12 protein-coding genes are annotated in these 24372 nt (G+C 45.4%); 4 read left to right on the top strand and 8 right to left on the bottom strand.

What is annotated here, in order from left to right:
* The first annotated feature begins 363 nt into the window (after positions 1-363).
* From K6V21_RS07320 to K6V21_RS07305, 4 genes are all read left to right on the top strand, one after another.
* Positions 364-3396 carry a SusC/RagA family TonB-linked outer membrane protein gene (locus K6V21_RS07320; RefSeq protein ID WP_224321384.1) on the top strand — a complete coding sequence of 1011 codons (3033 nt, stop codon included), beginning with the start codon at positions 364-366 and terminating at the stop codon, positions 3394-3396.
* Positions 3397-3416: 20 nt separating this feature from the next.
* Positions 3417-5075: a RagB/SusD family nutrient uptake outer membrane protein gene (locus K6V21_RS07315; RefSeq protein WP_224321383.1), complete on the top strand. Its 1659-nt coding sequence runs from the start codon at positions 3417-3419 to the stop codon at positions 5073-5075.
* 155 nt (positions 5076-5230) lie between these two features.
* Positions 5231-7504, top strand: a complete 2274-nt coding sequence (locus K6V21_RS07310) for a GH92 family glycosyl hydrolase (protein WP_224321382.1) — start codon at positions 5231-5233, stop codon at positions 7502-7504.
* Positions 7501-8061, top strand: a complete 561-nt coding sequence (locus tag K6V21_RS07305; RefSeq protein WP_224321381.1) for a hypothetical protein — start codon at positions 7501-7503, stop codon at positions 8059-8061. Before K6V21_RS07310 ends, K6V21_RS07305 begins: the two co-directional genes overlap by 4 nt.
* A gap of 163 nt (positions 8062-8224) precedes the next feature.
* Here the strand turns inward: K6V21_RS07305 and K6V21_RS07300 are convergent, their stop codons facing one another.
* The 8 genes from K6V21_RS07300 to K6V21_RS07265 form a co-directional block, all read right to left on the bottom strand.
* Entirely contained in the window at positions 8225-9319 is a 1095-nt protein-coding gene (locus tag K6V21_RS07300) for a hypothetical protein (protein ID WP_217715473.1), read from the bottom strand.
* Positions 9320-9525: 206 nt separating this feature from the next.
* Positions 9526-10767: a histidine phosphatase family protein gene (locus K6V21_RS07295; protein WP_224321380.1), complete on the bottom strand. Its 1242-nt coding sequence runs from the start codon at positions 10765-10767 to the stop codon at positions 9526-9528.
* 133 nt (positions 10768-10900) lie between these two features.
* Entirely contained in the window at positions 10901-12310 is a 1410-nt protein-coding gene (locus tag K6V21_RS07290) for a glycoside hydrolase family 28 protein (protein ID WP_224321379.1), read from the bottom strand.
* Between the two features lie 25 nt (positions 12311-12335).
* Positions 12336-14663 (bottom strand): GH92 family glycosyl hydrolase, encoded by a 2328-nt coding sequence (locus tag K6V21_RS07285; protein WP_224321378.1) that lies wholly within the window; start codon positions 14661-14663, stop codon positions 12336-12338.
* A gap of 2 nt (positions 14664-14665) precedes the next feature.
* Complete coding sequence (locus K6V21_RS07280; protein WP_224321377.1) at positions 14666-15799, bottom strand: acyltransferase family protein; 1134 nt, start codon at positions 15797-15799, stop codon at positions 14666-14668.
* Positions 15800-15837: 38 nt separating this feature from the next.
* The gene (locus K6V21_RS07275; RefSeq protein ID WP_224321376.1) at positions 15838-18000 is read right to left on the bottom strand and encodes an alpha-N-acetylglucosaminidase; all 2163 of its coding nucleotides are present in this window, start codon (positions 17998-18000) and stop codon (positions 15838-15840) included.
* Between the two features lie 91 nt (positions 18001-18091).
* Complete coding sequence (locus K6V21_RS07270) at positions 18092-22264, bottom strand: two-component regulator propeller domain-containing protein (RefSeq protein WP_224321375.1); 4173 nt, start codon at positions 22262-22264, stop codon at positions 18092-18094.
* On the bottom strand, positions 22261-24324 hold the full coding sequence (locus K6V21_RS07265; protein WP_007219240.1) for an acetate--CoA ligase family protein: 2064 nt from the start codon (positions 24322-24324) through the stop codon (positions 22261-22263). The genes K6V21_RS07270 and K6V21_RS07265 overlap by 4 nt, the downstream gene beginning before the upstream one ends.
* Positions 24325-24372: the final 48 nt, after the last annotated feature.

Below are 24372 nucleotides of genomic sequence, written 5' to 3'. Positions count from 1 at the left end.
TAATTTGCATCATTTTCTCCCTAACTGTAACTTCATTGGCTTAGATTTGCGGTAATCAAAATCTAAAATACTATGGAGGCAAAGACATTATCCCGTTTTTTCCCAAAGTTGTCACTTATAATAAAGGACAACATGGAACGACCGCCTTTATTCTTTACATTACATCTATCCAAAGATAGTAATATAAAGCAAATATCCTTTTGTCTCTCACCCAGTTCAATCAATTGTATATCAAAATATTACAGTAATATTGTAATATACTTGAAATATATCTGTAATAAGTACAACCTACTTTTGCAGCCAGAATAATATTTATAAATATATAGAAGAAGAGAACATAATTTATAACTAAAACTTTATTTTATGCTGAATGTACAATTAAAAAGAAAAAGGACATTTGCGCAAAGCGTGCTCTTTGTAGTGTTCTTGCTAAGTAGTACCTTAGCATTTGCCCAGAACAAGGTTACCGGTACTGTTACAGACAAATCTGGTGAACCATTGGCAGGCGTCAATGTATTAGAAAAAGGCACCACCAATGGTTGTATCACCGATCTTGACGGTAAATACTCTATAGAAGTGAAAAGAGGGCAAGCCCTCATATTTACTTTCATTGGCTTTACTAAAAAAGAGGTTCAAGTGAACCAAAGCGCTATTAATGTAGTAATGGAAGAAGATTCCCAAACACTAGATGAAGTAGTAGTAGTGGGGTATGGTAGCATGACGCGTAAGGATGTTACCAGCTCTATCACGACAGTGAAAGCAGACCAATTAAATAAAGGTGCATTTTCTTCACCTTCGGAACTGCTGCAAGGTAAAGTTCCCGGACTGACTGTTACTAATACATCAGACCCTTCGGGTACAGGCTCTATCACCCTGCGTGGTTCATCATCTCTGCGTGATGGCGCTGCCATGGAACCTTATTATGTGGTAGACGGTGTGCCAGGTGTAGACCTCGCACTTGTCTCCCCTGAAGATATAGAGAGCATTGACGTGTTGCGTGATGCTACCGCTACCGCAATTTATGGTTCGAAAGCTGCCAATGGTGTTATCATCGTTACCACCAAAAAGGGCAGCAAAGAACGGACTACCGTAAGCTATAGCGCTTATGTGGCTGCTGACAATATAATGAAGCGTCTAGATGTAATGACAGCTAACGAACTACGCGCTTATGCTAAGGCAAACAATATAACACTATTGAATGACGAAGGCGCTAACACTAACTGGCAGGATGAAGTATCACGTACGGCACTGACGCACAATCACAATGTCAGTATCAACGGTGGTAACGATAAGACCACTTACAGTGCTAGTATCAACTATATGAACAAACAAGGTGTTATCCGAGGTAGCGATATGGAGCGTATCACAGCCCGTTCATTCGTTCAAACCAAAACACTCAAAGACCGTCTGGAATTGGCATTCAGTGTCAACGCCAGTATCACCGATGCAAATAGTGTACCTACCGGCGAATATAATGGCGAAAGTGTGTATGACGCTATGTACTACTACTCACCGTTAGCTCCTGTAAAGAATGCAGACGGAAGCTGGTATCGTCGCCAGGACATATCACAGAATATGAATCCAATGTCTATGATTCACGAAGACCTGTACAGACAGAAGAATAAATATCTGCAAGGCATTGCTAAGGCTACCCTTGACATCATAGATGGCCTGAAATTCAACCTCAATATATCTATGCAAAACCAGCAGTGGATTTACAGCAATTACAATTCTACCAATTCGCAGCTGACTGCTACTTCTTCACGCCACGGACAAGCCACTCGCCAGACGCTTGAAAATCAGAAGAAGCAGTTGGAAGCATACTTCAACTATGACAAGACTTTTGCCGAAAAACACAAACTGGGTCTGATGGCCGGTTATTCATGGGAACAAAGCGATGACAATGACGGATTCGGACTAACAGCCTACAACTTCTATAATGATGATTTGCTGTACTATAATCTGGGAATGGCCAATAATATGGACATAGACGGAATCTGGAGTGATGATAACAAAAGACTTTCTACCCTGCGCATGATTTCATTCTATGGTCGTATAAACTATAGTTACAACAGCAAGTACCTGTTCCAAGCCACTGTGCGTCGTGACGGTTCTTCGGCTTTCGGACGAAATAACCGTTGGGCTACATTCCCCTCTGTATCATTAGCGTGGCGTATTACCGAAGAAAATTTCATGAAAGATCAAAGTCTATTTGATGACTTAAAACTACGCATCGGTTATGGGGTAAGCGGTAATTCACTGGGGTTTAATGCCTATACTGCTCTTCAAACTTACAGTGCATCCGGCTGGTTTAATTACACCAATGCCGAAGGTATTACACAAGCCTATCGTACATTGGCCGCCACTCGTAATGCCAACCCCAATCTAAAATGGGAGCGGACAGGCATGTTCAACGTAGGTATCGATTTTGGTTTCCTAGGCAACCGACTTACCGGTACAATTGAGTACTACGACAAACGTACTAAAGACCTGATCAACGGATATGCCGTATCAACCAACCGTTTTCCTTATGGTTGGATGGATGCCAACGTAGGTGAGATTAGCAACAAAGGTATCGAACTCACTATCAACGCTACACCGGTAAAGGGTCGCAATTTCACTTGGGAAACCAGCCTGAATCTGTCGCACAACAAGAATGAAGTGGTAAGCCTCTCCAACAGTACTTATTCTGTAGAATATCTGAACAAGGCATATTTGAACTTAGGCGGATATAATACAGCCAACGTACAACGCATCATGGAAGGCGAACCTATCGGCACATTCTACACTTGGAAATGGGCAGGATATGACGATTCCGGTGCCTCCGTATTCTATCAATTCAACGAAGACGGCACACCCGTGATAGGCGAAGACGGTAAGCAAGCCACTACCGGAGATCCACAGAACAAGGATAAAGTGAAATGTGGCAACGCACAGCCCAAACTGACTTATGGCTGGAATAATACGTTCAGTTACAAGAACTGGTCATTGACAGCATTCATTCAAGGAGTTTTGGGTAACAAAATATACAATGCCACTCGCGCACAATATAGCAACGTATCATTAGTTTCAGCCGGTAAAAATGTTCTGGCTGATGTAGCTACCGAACAAAAAGCCACAGACAGCCGTTCACAAGCTCCATCAGATCGATATATTGAAAACGGAAGTTACCTGCGCCTTTCAACTCTTACCCTGAGTTATAACTTCGGTAAATTGGGAGATTGGGTAAACAGCCTGCGCGTATATGCCACTTGCAACAACGTATTCACACTGACCGGTTATAAAGGTACCGACCCTGAAATCTCTTTAGGAGGTACAGCTCCGGGTATTGATGCACGTCATTCCCGTTATCCGCGCACACGAACATTCATGTTCGGTTTAAACGTAAATTTCTAATCACATAAAACGAAGAAAATATGAAGAAAAAATATATTCTCCCGATAGCACTGCTGACTTTAGCAATAAGCGGCTGCACAGACTTGGATGTGGATGTTAAATCATTCCACACCGAATATCCGGATTCGGAAATAGCTATTGAGGCCAAGACCTCCGACGTATACTATGCTTTCGCCGGTCCTTTGAACCGTCGCTACAACGAGTTGGTAACATTCTCGTCCGACGAAGCTATGGGTGTAAGTTTTGACGGCGACTACTACGACTCCGGCAACAACTCTCACCCTTCATTACACAACTCATTGGCTGACGACGCCTGCATCGGCTGGTATGGAGATTTACCAAGCGGCATCACCAAGTGCAATCAAGCTATCATCGAACTAGGTGGCGACGAGGCTTCCCCTACAGCCATTGCCCCTGTGCGTGCTGCACGCGCTTTCTATCACTTCATTCTGATGGATTGCTTTGGTGACATACCTATTCTGGAACGTACTCCCGAAGAAAATGAAGCAGTGGAGCGTGCCCCCCGTGCCGATGTAGCCCGCTGGATTGAATCGGAGTTATTAGCCATACGCGATGATATGACCACGGAAGTAAATACCGCCACTTACGGCAAACCTACCCGCTGGATGGTAGACGCCTTGTTGGCCAAACTTTACATCAACTGGAACGTATACACAAAGGATGTAACAAGTGCCGATTGGTCAGCTACGGCCGCCAACGAAAAGCTGAACGACTGTATTGCTGCCTGCGACGACATCATCCGTAGCGACTTGTTCAACTTAAGTGACGACTATAAAGCCAAGTTCCTCTATAATAACGGTCCGCACATAAAAGACTTCATTTATGCTATGGATTATGACTGCGTGACCCGTACAGGTATGAACTATGCCCGCTTCCGCACTTGGCGACGCGGACAGAACGACGGTAGTGGCGGTGCAGGTTTCTACACCGTAGCTATGAGTAACTCCGTGGGTGGCAATATTGCCATGACTGAGGAATTTGCCAACTTGTTCTGTTTGGAAGGTGACCGTCGTAACGACTGTGTGGTAGGAGGTGATCTCTATCAGATAGATGCCACAACAGCCGAAAAGACAGGAAATCGCAACATGTACCAAGGCCAGGCAGTCAGCTTATCAAAGAGCATTACACTAAAAATTATTTACGACGATAATGGCGATCCGGTTCCTCCGGGTCCCGCTTACGACAACCTAAATACAGGCGCTAACATCACCGGTTGGACACAAGGCTGGCGTTCCATCAAATTCGCAGCTTACGTAACGGAATACAACCAGTACGGCCGCAGCCAAAGCAATGATGTGCCTATCTTCCGCTATGCCGATATCCTGTTGACCAAATGCGAAGCTATCCTACGCGGTGGTTCTGCTACCAATGGCGACACCCCACAAAGCCTGTTCAATCAAATTCGCACCTACGTACACGCTCCTTTGATTAGTGCCAATCCCACCTTAGACGAACTGCTGGATGAACGTGGCCGCGAGTTCTTCGACGAAAACTGGCGTCGCAATGACTTAATTCGCTTTGGAGAGTACGAACGCGACTGGGGCTTCAAAAACATCGTCAACCCGAGTGCCAAGACCAAACTAACCAACCGTATCTTTCCATTACCGCAAGACATATTGAATACGAATACAAACTGGAATCAGAACGAGGGATATTAATTCAGAAGCAAAATGATTTCAACAATCAATACATAAAAACAAGCTATTGTTTTCTTTTAGAGTTTCTAAAACCTAAAGCCCCGCATTGCAACTGATACACCCAAATTAGTCAGTTGCAGTGCCTGGCTTTTTCATTCAAACAAAAACTTCTACCAATGAAAACCAAACTAATCACACTATCCTTCCTATTGTTATTCTCAGCAAAAGCCTCTGCACAAGACACCGGACTTACCAATTACGTCGATCCGCGTATCGGTTCCGAGGGACTGGGCCGCGTCTTCATCGGTCCTTCCTGCCCCTACGGAATGGTGAAACCCTCACCGGACTGCACCCCACGTCCCAACAGCGGCTGGTTGCCCATGCCCGAACAGGTGGACGGCTTCTCCCAAGTACACGTTAGCGGAACAGGTGGCGGACCCAAATACGGCAACATCCTTGTAATGCCTTTCTGCAACGGAATGGACCGCATCAATCACATCGACCATCGCAAGGACGAAACAATAAAATTAGGATATTACTCCACCCAATTCCAGTCTTCCGGTATACAAACAGAAATTACCACTGCCCCCAAAGCATCGTTCTATCGGTTCACCTACCCCAAAGACTCCTTGAAATCACTGGCCATCGATGCCGGATTCTTCTTAGGTGAAAGCCCCGTACCCGATGCCCGCGAAGCTCAGCAATTCGTAGGTTCCGAAATACAAATCATCTCCGACCATGAAGTCATCGGCTACACCCGTATTCGCGGCGGATGGAACAATGGACGTGCCTATACAGTCTACTTTTACGCAGAAACCGACAAGCCTTTCATAAATACAGCTACCTGGAAAAGCGATAAGATCACAGATGAGAAATTCCAATACGACTCACATCAAAAGACCGGAGCCCTGTTGCGCTTCAACTCTTCTGAAGACGTTATACAACTGAAAGTAGGTATCTCCTTCCTCAGCTCACTGAAAGCACGTCAGAATGCCCATACTGACATTCCTCACTGGTCATTCGAAACTGTACACAAACAGTTACTGGCTCAATGGGAAGATTTACTCCAAAGAATTGAAATCTCTCCCCGCACCCCCGAAGCACAGAAACGTATGTTCTACACCGGCCTCTATCATACCATGATTATGCCTGTAGACCGCAGTGGAGAGAATCCTCTTTGGGCAGATGACGAACCTTATTACGATGACTTCTACGCCATCTGGGACACTTACCGCACTTCTACTCCACTCATCACCCTGATAGACCCGAAACGTGAAACAGACATCGTCCGTTCACTTATCAACATCTACAAACGAGACGGCTACATGCCCGACGCTCGTAGCGGTAACAGCAATGGACGTACCCAAGGCGGTTCGAATGCTGAAATCGTAATAGCCGATGCTTTCGTAAAAGGTCTAGAAGGAATAGACTACGAACTCGGTCTGCAAGCCATGCTGAAAGATGCAACCGTCTGCCCCGGAGACCGCCATGAAGCGGAAGGACGTGGTGGACTGATCCCCTACCTGGAACTCGGCTATATCCCCTACGGCATCCCCCGCGCCGGAAACCGCACCGTAGAATATTCTTATTGTGACTATGCCATCTCCCTGGTTGCCAAAGGTCTGGGAAAAGAGGACCTTTACCAACACTACCTGAAACAATCCGGAAATTGGAAGAATCTCTGGCGTGACGATTATGAACATGCCGGTGCCAAAGGTTTTATCATGCCCCGTGACGAAAAAGGTAATTGGCTGGATGAAATCACTTTCGGAAAATCCAAGATACAAAAACCGACCTTTACCTATACCCCCGTCACCTTTGAAGGCCCCTGGTACACTCCCTGGTGGAACATGTTCTTCTATGAAGCTTCTTCGTGGGAGTATTCTCTGAGTATTCCGCACGATGTTCCCGGACTGATTGAAAAATGCGGCGGTGCAGAGAAGTTTGAAACACGTCTGGACATTTTCTTCGACAAGGGCTTCTTCAATGTAAACAATGAACCGTCTTTCCTCTCCCCCTGTCTTTATCATTGGTTGGGAAAGCCCTACCGGAGCAGCGACCGTATCCGCGAAATCCTTTCCAGGAACTACAACGATGGTCCTGTCGGACTACCGGGAAATGACGACTCGGGTGCCATGTCGTCCTGGCTCGTTTTCCACATGATGGGATTATATCCCAATGCCGGACAAGATTATTATCTTATCAATACTCCTTTATTAGAAGAAACAATCTTCCGGTTGGATAACGGAAAGACTTTCCGGATTTCCACCCAGGGGCTTTCGGACAAGAACAGATACATACAATCCGTCACCCTGAACGGAGCGGCTTACCCTTACTCAGCTATACGGCATAAAGACATCATTGCCGGTGGTGAACTAATCCTGAAGATGGGAAAGAAACCAAGTGAATGGGGGCAGCAATTATTGTCGAACGAAGAAAACAAGAAATGATGAAGAAACATATAATTCTATCCGCCTTATTGTGCCTGGGCTTCACCGGAAGCCTGTTGGCACAGAGCATTGTACCCGATACACTGCTTTTTGTATTCAAACTGCACGGACAAACACGGAAGTACGAAATGTCTTTCCGCGAAAAGCAGGATTCAATCTGTCTGTATTGGGGAATAGAACGCAACCTGAAATGGCAATCGGGAAGTTATACCATGGGACCTAAGTCCATAGAGCAGGCCGTGCAGCTCAGTTTCCTGCAACCGGAAGACGGTAAGCACGTACAGCTCTCTCCGGAGGAAACGGCTTACTTCATTTCCCGCTCCGCCTATAAACAGCTGAAGGAACAGAATACACTTGTATACAATCAGACAACATACTCCGTTCTGGATAGTAATGAGAGAGCTGTGGGTTATCCACTCATTCATGTGAAAGATGCTGTGGAAGGATGCGAAATGTGGATACTGGATAATCCAAAACTTTCGTTAGTATGGAGAATGCGCAACAACCCGTTAGGGGTTAACTGGGAAATAAGTACTCCTGAACCGCCTTCCCTATAAAAACTTTATTTATCACATAGCCCACTCATAGAAAAGGCGATATCTTTCAGTATAAAGCAGGCTATCATCAAAAGAAATTTCCCATTCAACCGGATCAGAATCCGGGTTGAATGGGAAATATATTAGCTTTCTATTCTATCACAAGAAGTAGCAGAATAACTGATTACTCCCACCAATTGATGTTACCGTTTTCCACTGCCGCCTGGAAGTTCAGATACTTGGTTTCAATGTTCTGCCGTTCATCAGTCCACTCACAGGTAGTCGGACAGCACAGTTTTCCTGGAGCTTTCCCCACTTCTGCCGGCAACATCACATCATTCACGCGAACGGGTATATCTTTTATATCGCTATATCTGTTCTTCAGTCGGAATATTACCGGAGCTTTTGCCTGTTTGTCATAAGTATTCACCATTGTAGATTGAGAAACACCAAACAGTTCGTGTACTTCATTGTCTTCAATATACAAAGGCATTGTACCACCAGCTGCCTGTAAGGTCACCACAGTCGCACCATTCACGGTTACGGCATCAAATACAACATCATTGAAATCGAAATCTCCACCAGATACTGTAAGGTCTTCCGCCATGATTCTTTGGGCTTTTATATATTTAGCCGGAACAATTCGTACGATCCAATCGCTATAATCTCCATCCGGTGGAGTGTTTTGATTCATATAGCACTCAAAATCAAGTCCAACATAATAATCTCCCTCATAAAATATTATTTTATGCTCATCGTATCTGCGCCCTCCTTCACCTACATAGCTGAATGAACTTGTACCGCTGTCATACATGAACATGATACTTCCGGCTGATTTATTGAAATTGTAAACTTCATCCGGAGTCCCATTCTTCTCCTTATGTACAGCAAATTGATTCATGTTGTCCTTATTTCCATAGTAGACATGCTGAACAAAGAAATCCGACCAATTCACATTCTCTATAACAGTGGCCTTTGAAGGATCTTTGAAAAGCTCTACAATTTTGTTTATTTTCTCGGAAGTAAGATCATCACTTGAGGGAACTTCCACGAAATCTTTCCATTGATTGCTATTAGGATTGGAACTACGTGTTGTCGCCCCTCCAAATCCCCAATTCTGATTAGGAGCAATTGCTCCATACTTTCCTACAAAAGCTGCTTCATACTGAGCAAGCTTCACATCTCCTGCTTTGTCCGGATCGTATAGACTATCGGAACTACAAGAATACAAGGCGCCTACAATGACACTTAAAAGTCCCAACTTAAGAATTCTATTCATACGCTTCCTGTTTTTATGTTAAACGACTCTCTTATTGCCCGTTACTTTGAAGTAAAAGCATATTCTCTAATACAAAGATATGTATTTTTTGCACAAGTTGTATTTATATTAGGATAAAAAATACAACTTTTAGTCAAAACAGGAGTTGATTGCTCTATAAACGCTGATGATCGGGTGGAAATCCGTTATATATTCTCACTTTACGGCTATTCTTTTCCTATTACCTCCGCCAGGAAAGTTTCAACCTCTTTCCATGAATAATAAGGAACCATTTTGCTCTTCAACGGCAGTGCCACTTCACACTCGTTCAACAGAAATTTCACCAGTATATCATTCTTCTTATCGCGATAGAAAATCAATTGAAGATTAGCTCCCATAGGAGAAACCCGGTAATCTTGCCAGGCAAGATGAAACTTCTCCATATCCACCTCCTGATTACTACATCCTTCTATCTGCATCAAAGCAAGCAGACGAATGAGATGGGTATCATGTCCGAAACGGAGATCGGCCGCAGGGGTTCCTTTCTCTATGGCGGCATCCGCACTTTCCAGGATATTACGCAGCAAAGGTACGGCACAACGAGGCATCAGGCCGCCATTGAGCGGAGCAGCAGCATTGCAAACATACATGCGGGCATTCACTGTCTTCCAGACTCCTACTAATTCCTCATATTCAAAGATATCATAGAAAGACAAATCCAACTCAACATTCTGCATATCAGCGGCAATCCAATAAAGGCTGCGCATCATGGCGTCTTGGTCGGTTATCGCTTCAGGCTTCACAAACAGGGAGGCCATCAGGCGTTCGGGACGGACGTTCTTTTTTTCAAACTCTCTGAAGCCACGCCTCCATGGAGCCTTCTCAGAAGCAAATTTCTCACCTTCGGGGGACGTATAGGCGATATAATCCATATACCGATGGTAAGCTCTACGGTTTACTTGCAGGCCAGGATTCAATTCTTTCAGGCGTTCGGTGAAATAACTCATACTCATGGCACAACGCAGGGAAGTGGATGAGCGGGCGTCAATGAAAGCACCACCCCGAAATACTTGCGGAAAATTGCGATACATCCGTTCGGCTATCTCACGGTGCTGGCGCTCGCCAAGTGGGGTGATACTTCCACTACATCCGCAGGCATCTTCCCAAACCTTATGCAGACGTTCGCGGACATCCACGCCAAGGGGAGTCAGTTCGGAACATTGATAAAGAGAATCAAAGACGCAGACAACTTCCGTATAACGCTCATCCGCCGTCATCCAGCGGGAACCGTGACGACCGTAGTGACTGATGTAGAAAGGCTCATAACCAGTAGGGGCAGGGGTATAGGTGGATGGAGGAGCAGGATAAGCATAATAAATGCTTCCTGCCTGCTCCGGAGTTAATACAGACTGGGAACGAGTAGTGAAAGTACACAGCAAATACAAGATAAAAATTATGCTTTGTCTCATCTTCGTGACGAATTTAAGTTATAAATATGAATCAGTGACGAGCTACAGGCTACAAGCTACAAGTGCTTTTCGGACTATAGCGCAGCTACTTGTAGCTTGTAGCTCGTAGCTTGTAACTTGTAGCTTGTAACTTTTATTCCTTTATTTTCAGATTACGAACATCCCTCTGCCCAATGCCTTCTGCTGCCTGATCGGGACGGATATCTCCCCAAGTAACAATGCAATCATCTATCAGAATATCAGATGCCGTATCGATATAAAAACCATACGTCTTATCATAGATAAATCCTTCGCCCACACACGGACGTTTATCATAGATACCACCCTCATAAGCCGTACGTTTTTGCAATAGCAGGTCTACGTCTTCAAAGTAGATATGATTCACTTTGTCTTGTGTATCCCCACCTACAAAGATGCCGTTCTCGCTGGTGCATTTGATATTTGTGAAGTAAATACGGCTCACCTCTCCGCAACGTCCTTCGATAGCTCCCTTCGGGAAACGCCAGCCGGCATCCTTATGATTGCCTACGGCACGCGGATAGGAAGTCACGTAAATAGGTTCCGCCTTTCCCCACCAGACATCAGAGAAGAACATGCAATCCACAATCATATTGGAGAAAATCACATTGGTAATCGTTCCTTCATCCCGGTTCTGAATACCGATGCCACGGTTACTATTCTTGATGATACAGTTATTGAACAGTACATTATTAATCTTATCCATATTTTCCGAACCGATCTTGATGGCACAGGAACGGGAAACCATAGTACAGTTGGTCACAACTATGTCTTCGCACGAACCGTATTCTTCAAACTCACGACGATTCTTCAGACAGATGCAGTCATCACCCGATTCGATATGGCAATTGGCTATACGCACATTCTTGGAATGGTCTACATCGATGCCGTCACCGTTGCGTATCTTCAGGTTATTCAGGATAGAGATGCCATCGATGGAAACATCGTTGCAACCGATGAGATGAACCGTCCAATAGGCACTGTTGCGGATTGTCACATCACGGATTACTGTTTTCTCTATATTAATAAGCGTCAGTACATGCGGACGGGGATCAAAGTCGGTCACCGGTTTCAGTTCATAAGAGTCTTCCAGTTCCTTACCCATAAAGGAGACACCGTTTCCATCTATGGCTCCTGTTCCGGTGATGGATACCTCCTTCAGATCTTGACCATAAATCCACATCATGCCTTCACCACGATTATCACGGAAAGCGCTCAGTGTATAGACAGCCTCATCAGGATTGGCAAGCAGACAGGAATTGGGTTCCAGATGCAGTTCTACAAATGAGGCCAGATGGAAAGGGCTGCACATGAAAGTACGCCCTGCCGGAACCAGTACCGTTCCGCCACCCGACTTGGAACACTGATCGATAGCCGCTTGTATGGCCGCGGCGTCATCGGTGACACCATCACCTTTGGCTCCGTAGTCCATAATATTATAAATAGTCCCTCCGGTCTTCGGAGTGCCGCATGCCCCTAACAGCAAGATGCTGCACAGGACAAACAAAAATGCTTTTGCTCCCATATAAGTATATCTTTCTTAAATTAAACTACATTACTCTTGGCGGACAGTCTTCCGCTGCCGTTCCCCACTCCTTATTCGGTTCATCCCCCATCACAAACTCCATCACACCACCATTCACTATATCCTGATGGGTAATGTAATTATGCATATAAGGTTCCCCGTTCAGCGTTGCCGACTGAATATATATATTCTTCTGCGATGCGTTACGGGCTTTCACTGTGAACTTCTTTCCACTCTCAAGATTCAGCGTGAAGCTGGGGAATGAGGGGCTGGCAAGTATATAATACGGAGTACCGGGACACACCGGATAGAATCCCATAGCGGCAAACATATACCAGGCCGACATCTGTCCGGCATCGTCATTACCGGAAAGTCCGCCCGGTTCATTCAGATATTCCGTTTCCATAACGTGGCGGACGGCACGCTGAGTCTTCCAGGGTTCACCTGCATAATTGAACATATAAGCAACCTGATGACAAGGCTCGTTTCCATGCCAGTAACGTTGTTCACTGAACATGGAATCCAACTTGGCTACATACTTATCTTTCCCTCCCATACTTTCCATCAGTCCGTATGGATCTTGCGGCACGTACCAGGTATAGTGACAAGGAGCACCTTCAGTAATAAAACGGGCAAAATTAAAAGCATTCGCATCATTCAGGAAAGTACCATCGGCATGGCGCCCCTGGGCATATCCCGTACAGGGATCTATCACATTGCGATAATTGGCAGCACGCCGTATCAATGCCTGGTAATCATCCGTCTTAGCCAAAGCTTTTGCCATCTGTGCAAGGGCAAAGTCATCATAAGCATATTCCAAGGTACGTGATACCTGTTCTTGTGTATGAAAAGCGTCGGGTACACCGTCTTCAAGAGGAATATATCCGTACTCCAGATAAGAGGTCAGAGCGCGACGCCCCATACCGTTTTTATATTCATCAAGGTTGGAAGGAGTTTCAAAGGCATTCTTACGCATTCCTTCATAAGCCTTGTCCACATCGAAATTGCGAATCCCCTTACAGTATGCATCGCTGATGGCGGAGATACAATGATCGCCTATCATAGCGGCAGTATAGCTATTCCAACAAGGAAAGATGGGCAACCAACCACCTTGTTCATATTTATGCACCAGAGATTGCATCATATCTCCCCCCTTTGTCGGAAAAAGCAGATTGATCATCGGATGCAGGGCACGGTAGGTATCCCACATACTATAATCCTCATAATACGTTTCTCCTTCAGGAAGTTGGCATATCGGAGTGCCATTCGCAAAAGAGGGATAACGGCCATCTATATCATTGAATGTATGCGGCAGAAAAGAGGCACGATAGAAAGCACCGTAAAACATTTCCTTGTCTGCAAGTCGTTCGGTCTCTACATCAATGGCGGAGAGGTGTTTCTCCCACATCTGTCTTAGCTCTGTGCAAGTCTGTCCAAAGTCCCAATGAGGGATTTCAGCTTTCAGGTTCTTCAAAGCACCATCCCGGTCGGTAAAGGAGGAAGCAGCTTTCACCAATACCTCTTCACCCTCGGTCACATCAAACTCCACATAGGCACCTATCTGCGCCGCATCTCCTATCTGAATGACACCGGGAGACAAAGAATCTCCCCTGAACACACCGTAATCCGTCAGCTTCTTTTGGAACTGAACGATGAAATATCCGCTATATCCTGCCGATTTTCCCCAACCCTGATAAATGCGGTGAACAGGATTATATCCGTAAATCTGATTGTTAAGGGTATCGATGCAGATATACCCCTGACCTTCATCACTGTTAGGGTTTACCACCAGATAACCTTTTCCCGCTTTGTTATAAGTGAAACGGAAAATTGCGGAACGCGAACGCCCCGTCATTTCGGCATAGATATTCTCATCCGGCAGAGAAACCGTATAATAAGCCGGTGTTGCCGTTTCTTTCTCATGGGAGAAACGGGTGGAACGTGCTTCCGGCTGGCAACGCAATTTACCGAAGAGCGGCATCAGCGTCATAGAACCGTAGTCCTGCGTACATCCGCCCACAATCCAGTGGGAATTACGAAAGCCTTGTAGCAGAGTATCCGCGTAATAATAGGGTGCTATGCATTTCTCCTCCGTGTCCCGCGTCTGTGCAGTCCAGAAGTTCATTCCGTTGGGTTCGAGTACCGCCGGAAGGGTTTGCCCGTATTCTTCCGTATCCCTGCCAAACAACCCCGCTGTATGGGTCGCACTGGGGGCAGTACCTACACGAGTATCGATATAGGATAATCGCGACTCGTCAATAGTCCCACAACGACTGGTACACGAAGTAGTACCCGGCAACAACACAGTTGCCAGTAACAGGGAATAGCATGTATAGATTGTTCGTCTAATCATTATTATATTTTTATATAGATTTTCTTTTTATACAATGGATAGCCGCACGCTCCCATCAGCAGGGTAAAGGCAAGGGCGTAAACGGCAGATGCCAGATAAGGATCGATTATCAGAAAATGTACCCCTTCGTAAATAACCGGCTTACTTCCGGTGGCGCCAATGACAATAGCCGCTACCTCGCTGAGTACGTAGAGAAACAAAGGGTTAACACCGAATATTTCAAAGAAACGACACCAGTTCTTCTTTTCCTTCATATCAATGAAATAAATCAGCACAGACTGAAGCATGGCTGCCAATCCACAAGTGACTAACACAAATGTAGGCGACCAGATACGCTTATTCAACGGCAAAGCCTCTGTCAGCAAAAAACCGCACGCCATCAGAATAAAGCCTGCAACAAACAATTTCAGTGTTTTCTGTTCCAAAGCTTCCTTAGCCAGGATGATTTTCCCACAACAGAAGCCGATCAATGTATGAGCGATGGCAGAAAGGGTACTGGTAAGTCCTTCCGGATCTATCGGGCTTTTATGATAAAGGTGGTCTGCACCTAATACATTCCGGTCTATGATAGCCAGAAGGTTTGTATCATCCGGTGCATATCCGTTGCCTATATAAAGCAAAACGGCATACCCGGCGATAAGGAAACCAATGATCCAGCCGATATATTTATGATTGACATACAAGGCTACAAAGGAAACTACACAATAGCACAAGGCTATACGCGGCAGAACTCCCGTAAGCCGAAGATGGGCAAAAGGAAAGAAATCTCCATCACAAATAAAGTGAAACCAGTGAATAGCCCAGCCGATGCATAGAATGACAAGAGTACGTTTCAGTATCTTACGGACCACTGAACCAGATGCTTGAAAATGGAACTTGCTCAAAGCGATATAAGTGGAAATTCCCATGATGAACAAAAAGAACGGAAATACCAGATCACAAAGAGTCAGCCCATTCCATGCAGAATGTTGCAAAGAATCATAAGATAACTTCCCACCGGAATTATTGACGAGAATCATACCGACGACAGTAATTCCGCGCAGCACATCGAGAGAAAGCAGACGCTTTCTCAATTGACAATTGACAGTTGACAATTGACAATTATCTGTAGGGTGTTTGGGGGATTCTATTTGCATATATCATAGATTCAATTTATAAGCTATCATTGCACAGCCTAATTGTCATTTGTCAATTGAAAAAAGACTTCTTTCGCCACATCCACACAACTTCCTTCGGGAGCCGAACCATACGGATTCTTTGCCAGTGTCCAGGGTTCTTCCATCGCATAATAATCCAGCTTAACTTCGGGTTTACCATCCAGTTGATCCTGAAGAGTTTGCCAGTAGGCTGCCCAACGTTTATAATAGAAATCGCGCAGAATACCGTTCCATTCCTTATGGGCATAGTCGCGCAGACCACCGTCATCAGCGCAAACACGATTGCCCCAAGTGGTTATCTGCACGCGGGCATTCCACTCGTACAGGTCTTTTTCTTCGGGAGTAGTCCCCAAATTGCGTGCCTGCTCTATCCAACGGCCTACACGGAATTCACTACGAGTACCCAGCAATTTATCCTGCAACAGCAATATATCCAGGAATTTCCGGGAGTCACGGGCAAAACTGCGTTTATCAAAGCTCTTGAAGTCAGCAATGGTCCGGTTATAAACAATACGTCCTTTATCGGAAAGAGACTGTCGTACGATGTCTACCAGGTCATATTCAAAGTTATTATTACCACGATATTTATCGGCTACTTCCACCATCAGCCGTGCAGCTTCTTCCGTAACGGTAGGATCATAATAGTTCTTCATCTTCGACCAGCTCGAAGCCTGGAAGTTATTCAGCGAAGGACGTCCGCAGAAAATAGACTCATGAGGGCCTTGTTGGTTGTTTCCGAAAGGGCAGTTATAAATGGTATTGGCAAGCAAAGTCCATGCTTTTTCTATCTTCTCGTCTCTTACACCGTAACGGGCAAAGAGATAATCTTTCAGCCATTCCTCTTTCGTGAATTTCTCCGATCGCCAAGGAAGTTCGCACATCAGTTCAAACATCATGGGGTTATTCTCTGCACCTTCCATGGTCAGACCGATTCCTTTCAGATGAACTGCTAACGGATTGTTCTTAGTCAGGTAGAAGTTATCGAGTAGCTGGTCCATGCGACCGTGCAATCCCACATTTCCACCGAAATTGAGCAGCATACAGAACAGCCAGTTGTGTTGTTCATAACCCTTGTCACGCTTCCAGATGGAAGGGATTCCCCACATAGGACGACATTCACTGAACAGGTCCAGTATCAGCAGATCTCCATTCTGCATATTCTTTATCATCTCGGGACGAGGGTTCTCTGTCCAGCCCTGCACTACCCAGGTGGCTTTCGGATTCACTTTTTTCATAGCCGCCATAATAGCTTTCCCGGCCGCATCGAAATCTACTGAAGCAGCATTCTCGGCTTCATGAAAAGGGTCCATAGAATAATAATCAGCCTTGCCGAAAAGCTTCTCCTGTTCCTGATAATATAAATCGGCAATCTCGGCAAAGCGACCATCGGTAGGTTGCAGGAAAGCAGGACGGGTAAAACCGTTCCATAAATCAGACTTGGTCAGGTTCAGTCCCAACTTCTCATCAGCATCATGGGGAACCATACCTGAATATCCCGGAAACACAGGTTTAATGCCATATTCGCGCATACGCTTCAGAATTTTCTTCTGCAAAGCTTCCTGCTGTACATACCAGGAATCCGGATTAGGTCCGCCCCATCCTTCCAGATTATTCATTGCCCACCAGGCAAGAAAAGCAGGACCGGCAATGAACCGGTTAATTTCATCTTTAGAATATCCCAGTTTTTGAAGCATATTGAACCAGATACATTCCTGGCCTACGGCTGCTAAAGGGAGATTGATACCATGCAGAGCCATCCAGTCTATTTCTTTCTCCCAGCGTTCCCAATCCCAAAAGGCCATGGTGTAGGAATAGGTACAGTAGTTAAAATCGTAACGGAGTGAGAGGGATGTTTCGTGACGCTCTTTCCGGGGGACGGGAGGAAGTGCCTGCGGCAGTTTCGCCTGCATACCATTCCATGACAGTTGGATACCGGCATAATATTTCAGATACCAGTTGATACCTGTCGCTATATTCACATAGTTATTACCCCGGACTACGACTTTAGTCCCTTTCTGGTCCAGTTCGAAAAAATCATCCGCACCTTTCTTGAATTCGATAACAAATTTCTTCGATGCTCCCTTATCAATTCTTTCGAGCAAACCATTTATAGGGTTGGCAGATAACTGAACGGATAAACCTACTACTAACAAGATGAGTAAACTGAGTTTGATTTTCATGGTATTCATTCTTCTGGGTGATGTGCAAAAGTAGGCGTTTATTTTTTTATGTAAGGAGAAAATAGAAAAGTTTGGGGCGAATATAGTAAACTCACTTCTTCCCCAGCTTCGAGCTCGGCAAATATCCGAAGAACTCTTTGAAACACTTCGTAAAATATTTAGGATCGTTGAATCCTACAGCATAGGCTATTTCGGAGACATTCACATCTCCCGAGCCCTCCTGTATCATCCGTTGCGCCACGTTCAGACGGTAGTTCTTCATAAACTGCCCGATGGGCTGTCCCGTCAGATCCTGCATTTTCTTGTTGACCAATGTCTTGCTGTAGCCCATGTCGCGTACAAAGCGTTCCAGGTTATATTCCGCATCGGCATAGTGTTCCTTCATCAGGTTGACTGCATTCGTAATGAATGTCTTGTCTCGCGATTCTTCCTTTACATGCAGCTCTTCCACATTACTGCTGGATGAGAACATCTTCTTATATTTCCTTCGCAGACTCAATATATTACGGATACGAAGCCGGAGCACTTCTTCATCAAAAGGTTTGCAAAGATACTCGTCCACGCCTATTTCAAAACTTCTTTTCTCTTGTACGTCCGAGCGAAGCGCCGTAAGCATCAGGAAAGGAATGTGCGAAGTCGCCAGATTCTCCTTGATACGGCGGGACAACTCCATACCATCCATCACAGGCATCATCAAATCACTGACTATTAAGTCGACGGTATGTTTCTGAACGATTTCAAGAGCCTCCTGCCCGTCACCTGCCTCAAACAAACGATAATTACCCACAAGCAGCGTGCGGATGTACGAACGCATATCTTTATTATCTTCCACAATCAGGATAGTCTCTTTCTTCTGAGTGTCCTCCGGTTGTAAGGTATCGGGCAGATATACATTGTTGGGCTGTACCACAACTTCTCCGTTCGTTTCTACCCGCACTCCGGGAATCAATGGCATAAACATACGGAATGAAGCCCCCTGCCTGTGATTATTGCGGGCAAAGATTTCTCCGCCATGCAAGTACACAATCCGCTTACACAGGAAAAGACCGATACCTGTGCCGCTCTGCCCGTAAACCGGATATTTGGTACTCTTCTTAGACTGGTAAAAGCGGTCGAAAATCTTTTCCAGATCTTCTGTCACAAGGCCATGTCCCGTATCGCATACATTCATATAGAGTAGTTTCTCCCCGTTCTTTCCTCTGACAGACGCCACAAATATGTCAATACGACCGTTATCCGGTGTAAACTTAATAGCATTCGAAACCAGATTCACCAACACCTTGCGCATATATCCCGTATCGATCATCAGAAAGGGATTCTCCAAACGGAAATAAGTACATATGTCGATATGCCTTTCCTTGGCAAAGACTCTGAAAGGTATCAGCAACTCAGACAAAAACTCGATAAAATTCGAGGAACGCTTATCCAGCACCACCTTGTCTATGTCCAGTTTCCGGAAGTCCATCAGTTCATTGACCAGAGAAAGCAAATACCGTGAATTTCGCTCGGCTATCTGCAACTGTGCCTTTACAGCCTCATCCTGCGTCTCCTTTAAAGCATGTTCAATGGGGCCATGAATCAGTGTAACCGGAGTACGGAATTCATGAGTGATGTTCGTAAAGAAAGCAATCTTCTCTTCCGTAATCTCTTTTACGTGTTGAGCCATGTTTTCCAATTGTTTGTTCTGGACAGCCAGTTCCTGCGTGCGCAGTTCCACTTCTTTTTCCAATCGCGCTTTCTGTTCACGATAACTCCGCATCTTCCGCTTATAGAATAAATAAATAGCAAGGCAAATAACTACGACAAGAAGCAGATAGAATCCAATGGATTTATAGAAATAAGGAGTGATCCCCACTTCTATGTCGGTTATTTCATCCGACCAACGCCCCAACTCATCCGTCGCACGCACTTGCAGGGTGTAGTTCCCCGACGGGACAGCCGCATATCTTGCCATATAATCACCCGGTTGAGTTTCATTCCACTCTTCCTCGTATCCCTCCAGACGATAGGCAAAGCGAATACGGCTGCTGTTTCCATAATTCTGTGTGGTAAATCCTACGGAGAAACGATTCTCCCTTTCATGCAGGAAAATACCGGAGGCAAGGGTGATATCCTTTTGCAGATAATCACCACTGGAAGGATAGATAATATTTCCTCCAATCGCCAGTGAAGAGAGTTTCACATGCGAATCCGCAGACGGCGAAGTTTCATTATCAGAATGAATAATGACCAGTCCGTCTATGGTAGCCATATAGATAAAGTCGTGCTTTGGCGAATAATGGATGCCGTTCCAGTAGAACTGAGTAGCCGGCAGGCCATCAGCCTGCGTGTAGTTACTGAATGTCATCGACTGGATATTCAGACGGGACACTCCATCATTCGTAGTCAGCCACAAGTTTCCCTTCCCGTCTTCAGCCATACCGATAATTGTATTATTAGGCAACCCGTGACGTGTGGTATAGTTTTTAAAGACAAAGTGATTATTCTTGTCACTCGTCAACTGATACAGTCCGCTTCCATTGCCACCCAGCCAGATAGTACCATTCTTGTCTTCCAAGATACAATTAATCTTTTCCAGTTGTGTTGACTGTGGATTATCCAGTTTATACCGAAGATATTTATAATCAAAGCGCTTGTTCGACTTGGCAAAAGAAGCAAGATCTACAATGAAGACACCTTGTGTGGTACCCACCCACAAACGCTTATCCTTATCAATCAGCAGGGCGTGAACCGCTTCGAACTCATTATCCGACTGATCGAATAATACACGGATGAAAGTATCTTTCCGCTTATCGTAGAAATGCACTCCACGTGTAGAGCCGAACCATATTCCGTGATTGATCACATCTTCACAGGCACTATTGATAAAGTCACCTTCCAATTCGGGAATATTCTCACGGGTATAGCGCTTAAAGGTACGGTTATTGGGAATATTCAGGTTCAGTTCGTTGATGCCCACACCCCAGGTATATGCCCACAGACGGTTATCGGAGTCAATCAGCAGTCCGTTAATAGTGTTATTACTGATGGAAGTTATATCGTTAGGAGAAAAAAGATGATGGGCACAAGTCTTTTCCTCCTGATTCCATTTCATCAGTCCACGTTCTACTAATCCAATCCAAAGATTGCCGTCTTTATCTTCACCTACGGCATTAACAGGTGTAGGAGTATCTGTTTCTGTGACAGAAGTGCCGCATGTCCATAATTCTGTTTGCAAGCGCTTCGGGGAAAGCAGGTTGATGCCTCCGGTTTCAGTACCCAGCCAGATGGTCTCTCCATCGGTGAACAGGCAGTTGATGGCATTACAGTTAATGGTTACTCCACCCCGGTCACTGGTCTGACGGATGAATGAAAAAGTATCCGTATCTTTGTTATACACATTCAGTCCATTCAGGGTAGATACGATCAGGTGTCCCCGCTCCGTCAGTTTGATATCCGTTATATAGGCCTGGCTCAACATTCCGGGACGATGAGTGGAGTAGCGATACCTCTTCAGACTTCGTTCGGCATGATTATATCTGAATAAACCACGGTTAGAGCCAATCCACAAAGCATCCCCATCCGCCTGCATACAGGAAATCCGCCAATCTTCACTGAAAGAAACCAAACTATCGGACAAGATATCTGCCTTTAAGAGATGGTCCGGTTGCTTCTCGACACGATATACCTGATTGTCAATGCCTGCACAAACTGCCCAGCCTATATCAAGAATGGCATGTACGGGAGATTCGTATTCACTCTTCAGACGATACCAGGTCTTTATATCTCCCTGATCGTCCAAATCAATACACCACAGTTCTTTATTGCCGGAAATCCATAAATCTCCCTGTCTGTCTTTATAGATGGTACTGACGTTTTCATTCAGCAACTTTTGCAGCGGACTATCTGGTGGAACAGGGAGTTTTACCAAAGCATAAGTATTCAGGTCGAGGATATCTATTCCACCTTCGGATGCAATCCATAATCGCCGGAAGTTATCTTCACAAATCTTATGGACAAAGTCATTCTTTAAGCGTATCGGTTCCGTTTGTGTACCATAGTTCAGGAACTGGTAACCATCATATCTGCCTATACCATAATGTGTGGAAACCCAGACATACCCTCCGGAATCTTTAAAGATATCACTTACAAAGCTATAAGGCAGCCCTGCATTTTCAGTGATAAACTTAAAGTTGTACTGGCTGAAAAAACGATCCGCACTTTTCGGAAAAAGCACCAAAGCATGTATCAGACAGATGAGAAAAAGGAAAATACGTTGTTTCATTTCTTTTCGATTCGGATACGCGCATCTACTGCAATCACATATTTTTCCGTTGCCAGTAGCGGGTTGATATCCATTTCCTTGATCTCCGTTGCAAAACGCAACAAAGTGGATAGTCGCACGATAATCTCGGCGAATTTATCTTCATTCACCCCCTTTTGTCCACGTGTTCCCTTGATAATTTTGTAAGCACGAAGGGAATGGATCATGGAATAAGCCTCTTCATACGAAAGCGGTGCCAGACCGGAAGAAACGTCCTTAAGCACTTCCACAAAAATACCACCCAAACCACACAGCACTACATGCCCGAATTTCTCTTCATACTTGGCGCCTACGAAAAGTTCCGTACCCGTCAGCATCGGTTGTATCAGGATACCTGTCACTTCGGGAATCTGCATCATACGCTCAAATTCGAACGCCAGGTGCTCTTCTCCCTTGATATTAAGCACCACCCCGCCTACGTCGGATTTATGAACAGGTCCCACCACCTTTGCCACTACAGGGAAACCCGTGCGACGGACAAAAGCCAGCACCTCGTCTTTATTGGCCGACACAAATTCCTCAACTATGGGGATGCCGGCAGCATGCAGCAATGCCTGCACATAATGGGGCTGAATATATCCATCTTCGGGAATAGAGTCTATAATACGACGAATACGCGGCACATCCACACCAAAGAGTTCGATCTCATTGGCGGCAGGCCGGGAAGCATTCATGATGCGCGACAATGCGGTACCCAATGTCACTTCGTCAGCAAAGTTCACATGGCCTTTAGCAAGGAAAGCGGCAACTTCCGCTCCGGCAGTATTGATGGAGGGAAGGATGGGGAAAATCGGTTTACTGCATGTCTGCATCTTCTCATGCAACACGTCATACATCTCGAACATGGTAACCAGTCCCGGTGTCCCGAAGATAGCCAGAACAGCATCAATATTATCGAATTTCTCTTCACAATATTCCAGGCAAAGACGCAGATGGTCGGGAGTTCCCGTAGCCAGGATATCAATCGGATTTCCTACAGCTGCACCGGGGAAGAGCTTACTTTTCAATTCGTCCACAACCGGGCCTTCCAGCTTGGGCACATTCAGTCCGCCTTTACTCAGCGCATCAGTCAGCATAACGCCCGGACCTCCGGCATGGGTAATGATGGCAAAATTCTTTCCTTTCAGTTCCGGCAGGGTGAAAATACAACCTACCGTCGTCAGTTCCTCGCGCGAATAGCAACGTACAATACCTGCCTTACGGAACAAAGCTTCCACTGCCGAGTCCGAACTGGCAATGGCACCTGTATGCGAAGATGCTGCACGGCTACCACTTTCACTGCTACCTGCCTTGATGGCAGCGATCTTACAGCCTTTCTTTATCAGAGAGGATGCATGGAACAACAGACGGTCCGGGTCACCGATACTTTCAATATAGAGCAGTTTTATTTTAGAATCTTTATCTGCCTGGAAATTCTCGTCCATATATTGCAGCACATCTTCCACACCTATCTGCTTGGCATTCCCCACTGACCAGACAGAATTGAACTGCAAACCTTTTGTTACGGCACTTTCCAGAATGAAAACGGCAGTCGCACCGGAGCTGGATATCAAATCGACTCCTTGAGGATGCAATTGCGGAATGGGTTGACTGAACACACTATGATGCCAGGTATTCATCAGTCCGATGCAGTTCGGCCCTATCAGGGAGGCACCGTACTTATTTACCGTTTCCAGAATACGGTCTTCCAGCAGAGCGCCCTCATGTGTCTCTTCACCGAATCCGGCGGAAAGAATGATAAACGCCCGTACCTGCTTCTCAGCAGCAAGCACTTCTACGGCATCAGGACACATCTGTGCGGGAATAGCGAGTATCGCAAGTTCCGTATCGGGGATGTCCTTCACATCGGCATAAGCTGTTACACCTTGTACTTCTGTCTCTTTCGGATTCACGGCACGAAGTTCACCGGTATAACCACCATTAATAAGGTTACGCAGGATAGCGCCTCCCGGCTTGTGCACATTATTGGATGCTCCCACCACTACAATACTGGCAGGACGAAGCAATTGGTTTGTTATCATAGTCTGTTCACTTTAAGTTCAGGATACAATGTGACAAATATACGTCTT

The sequence above is a fragment of the Bacteroides cellulosilyticus genome (genome assembly GCF_020091405.1).
Classification (GTDB): Bacteria; Bacteroidota; Bacteroidia; order Bacteroidales; family Bacteroidaceae; genus Bacteroides.
This window is presented reverse-complemented; position numbering and strand designations above follow the sequence as displayed.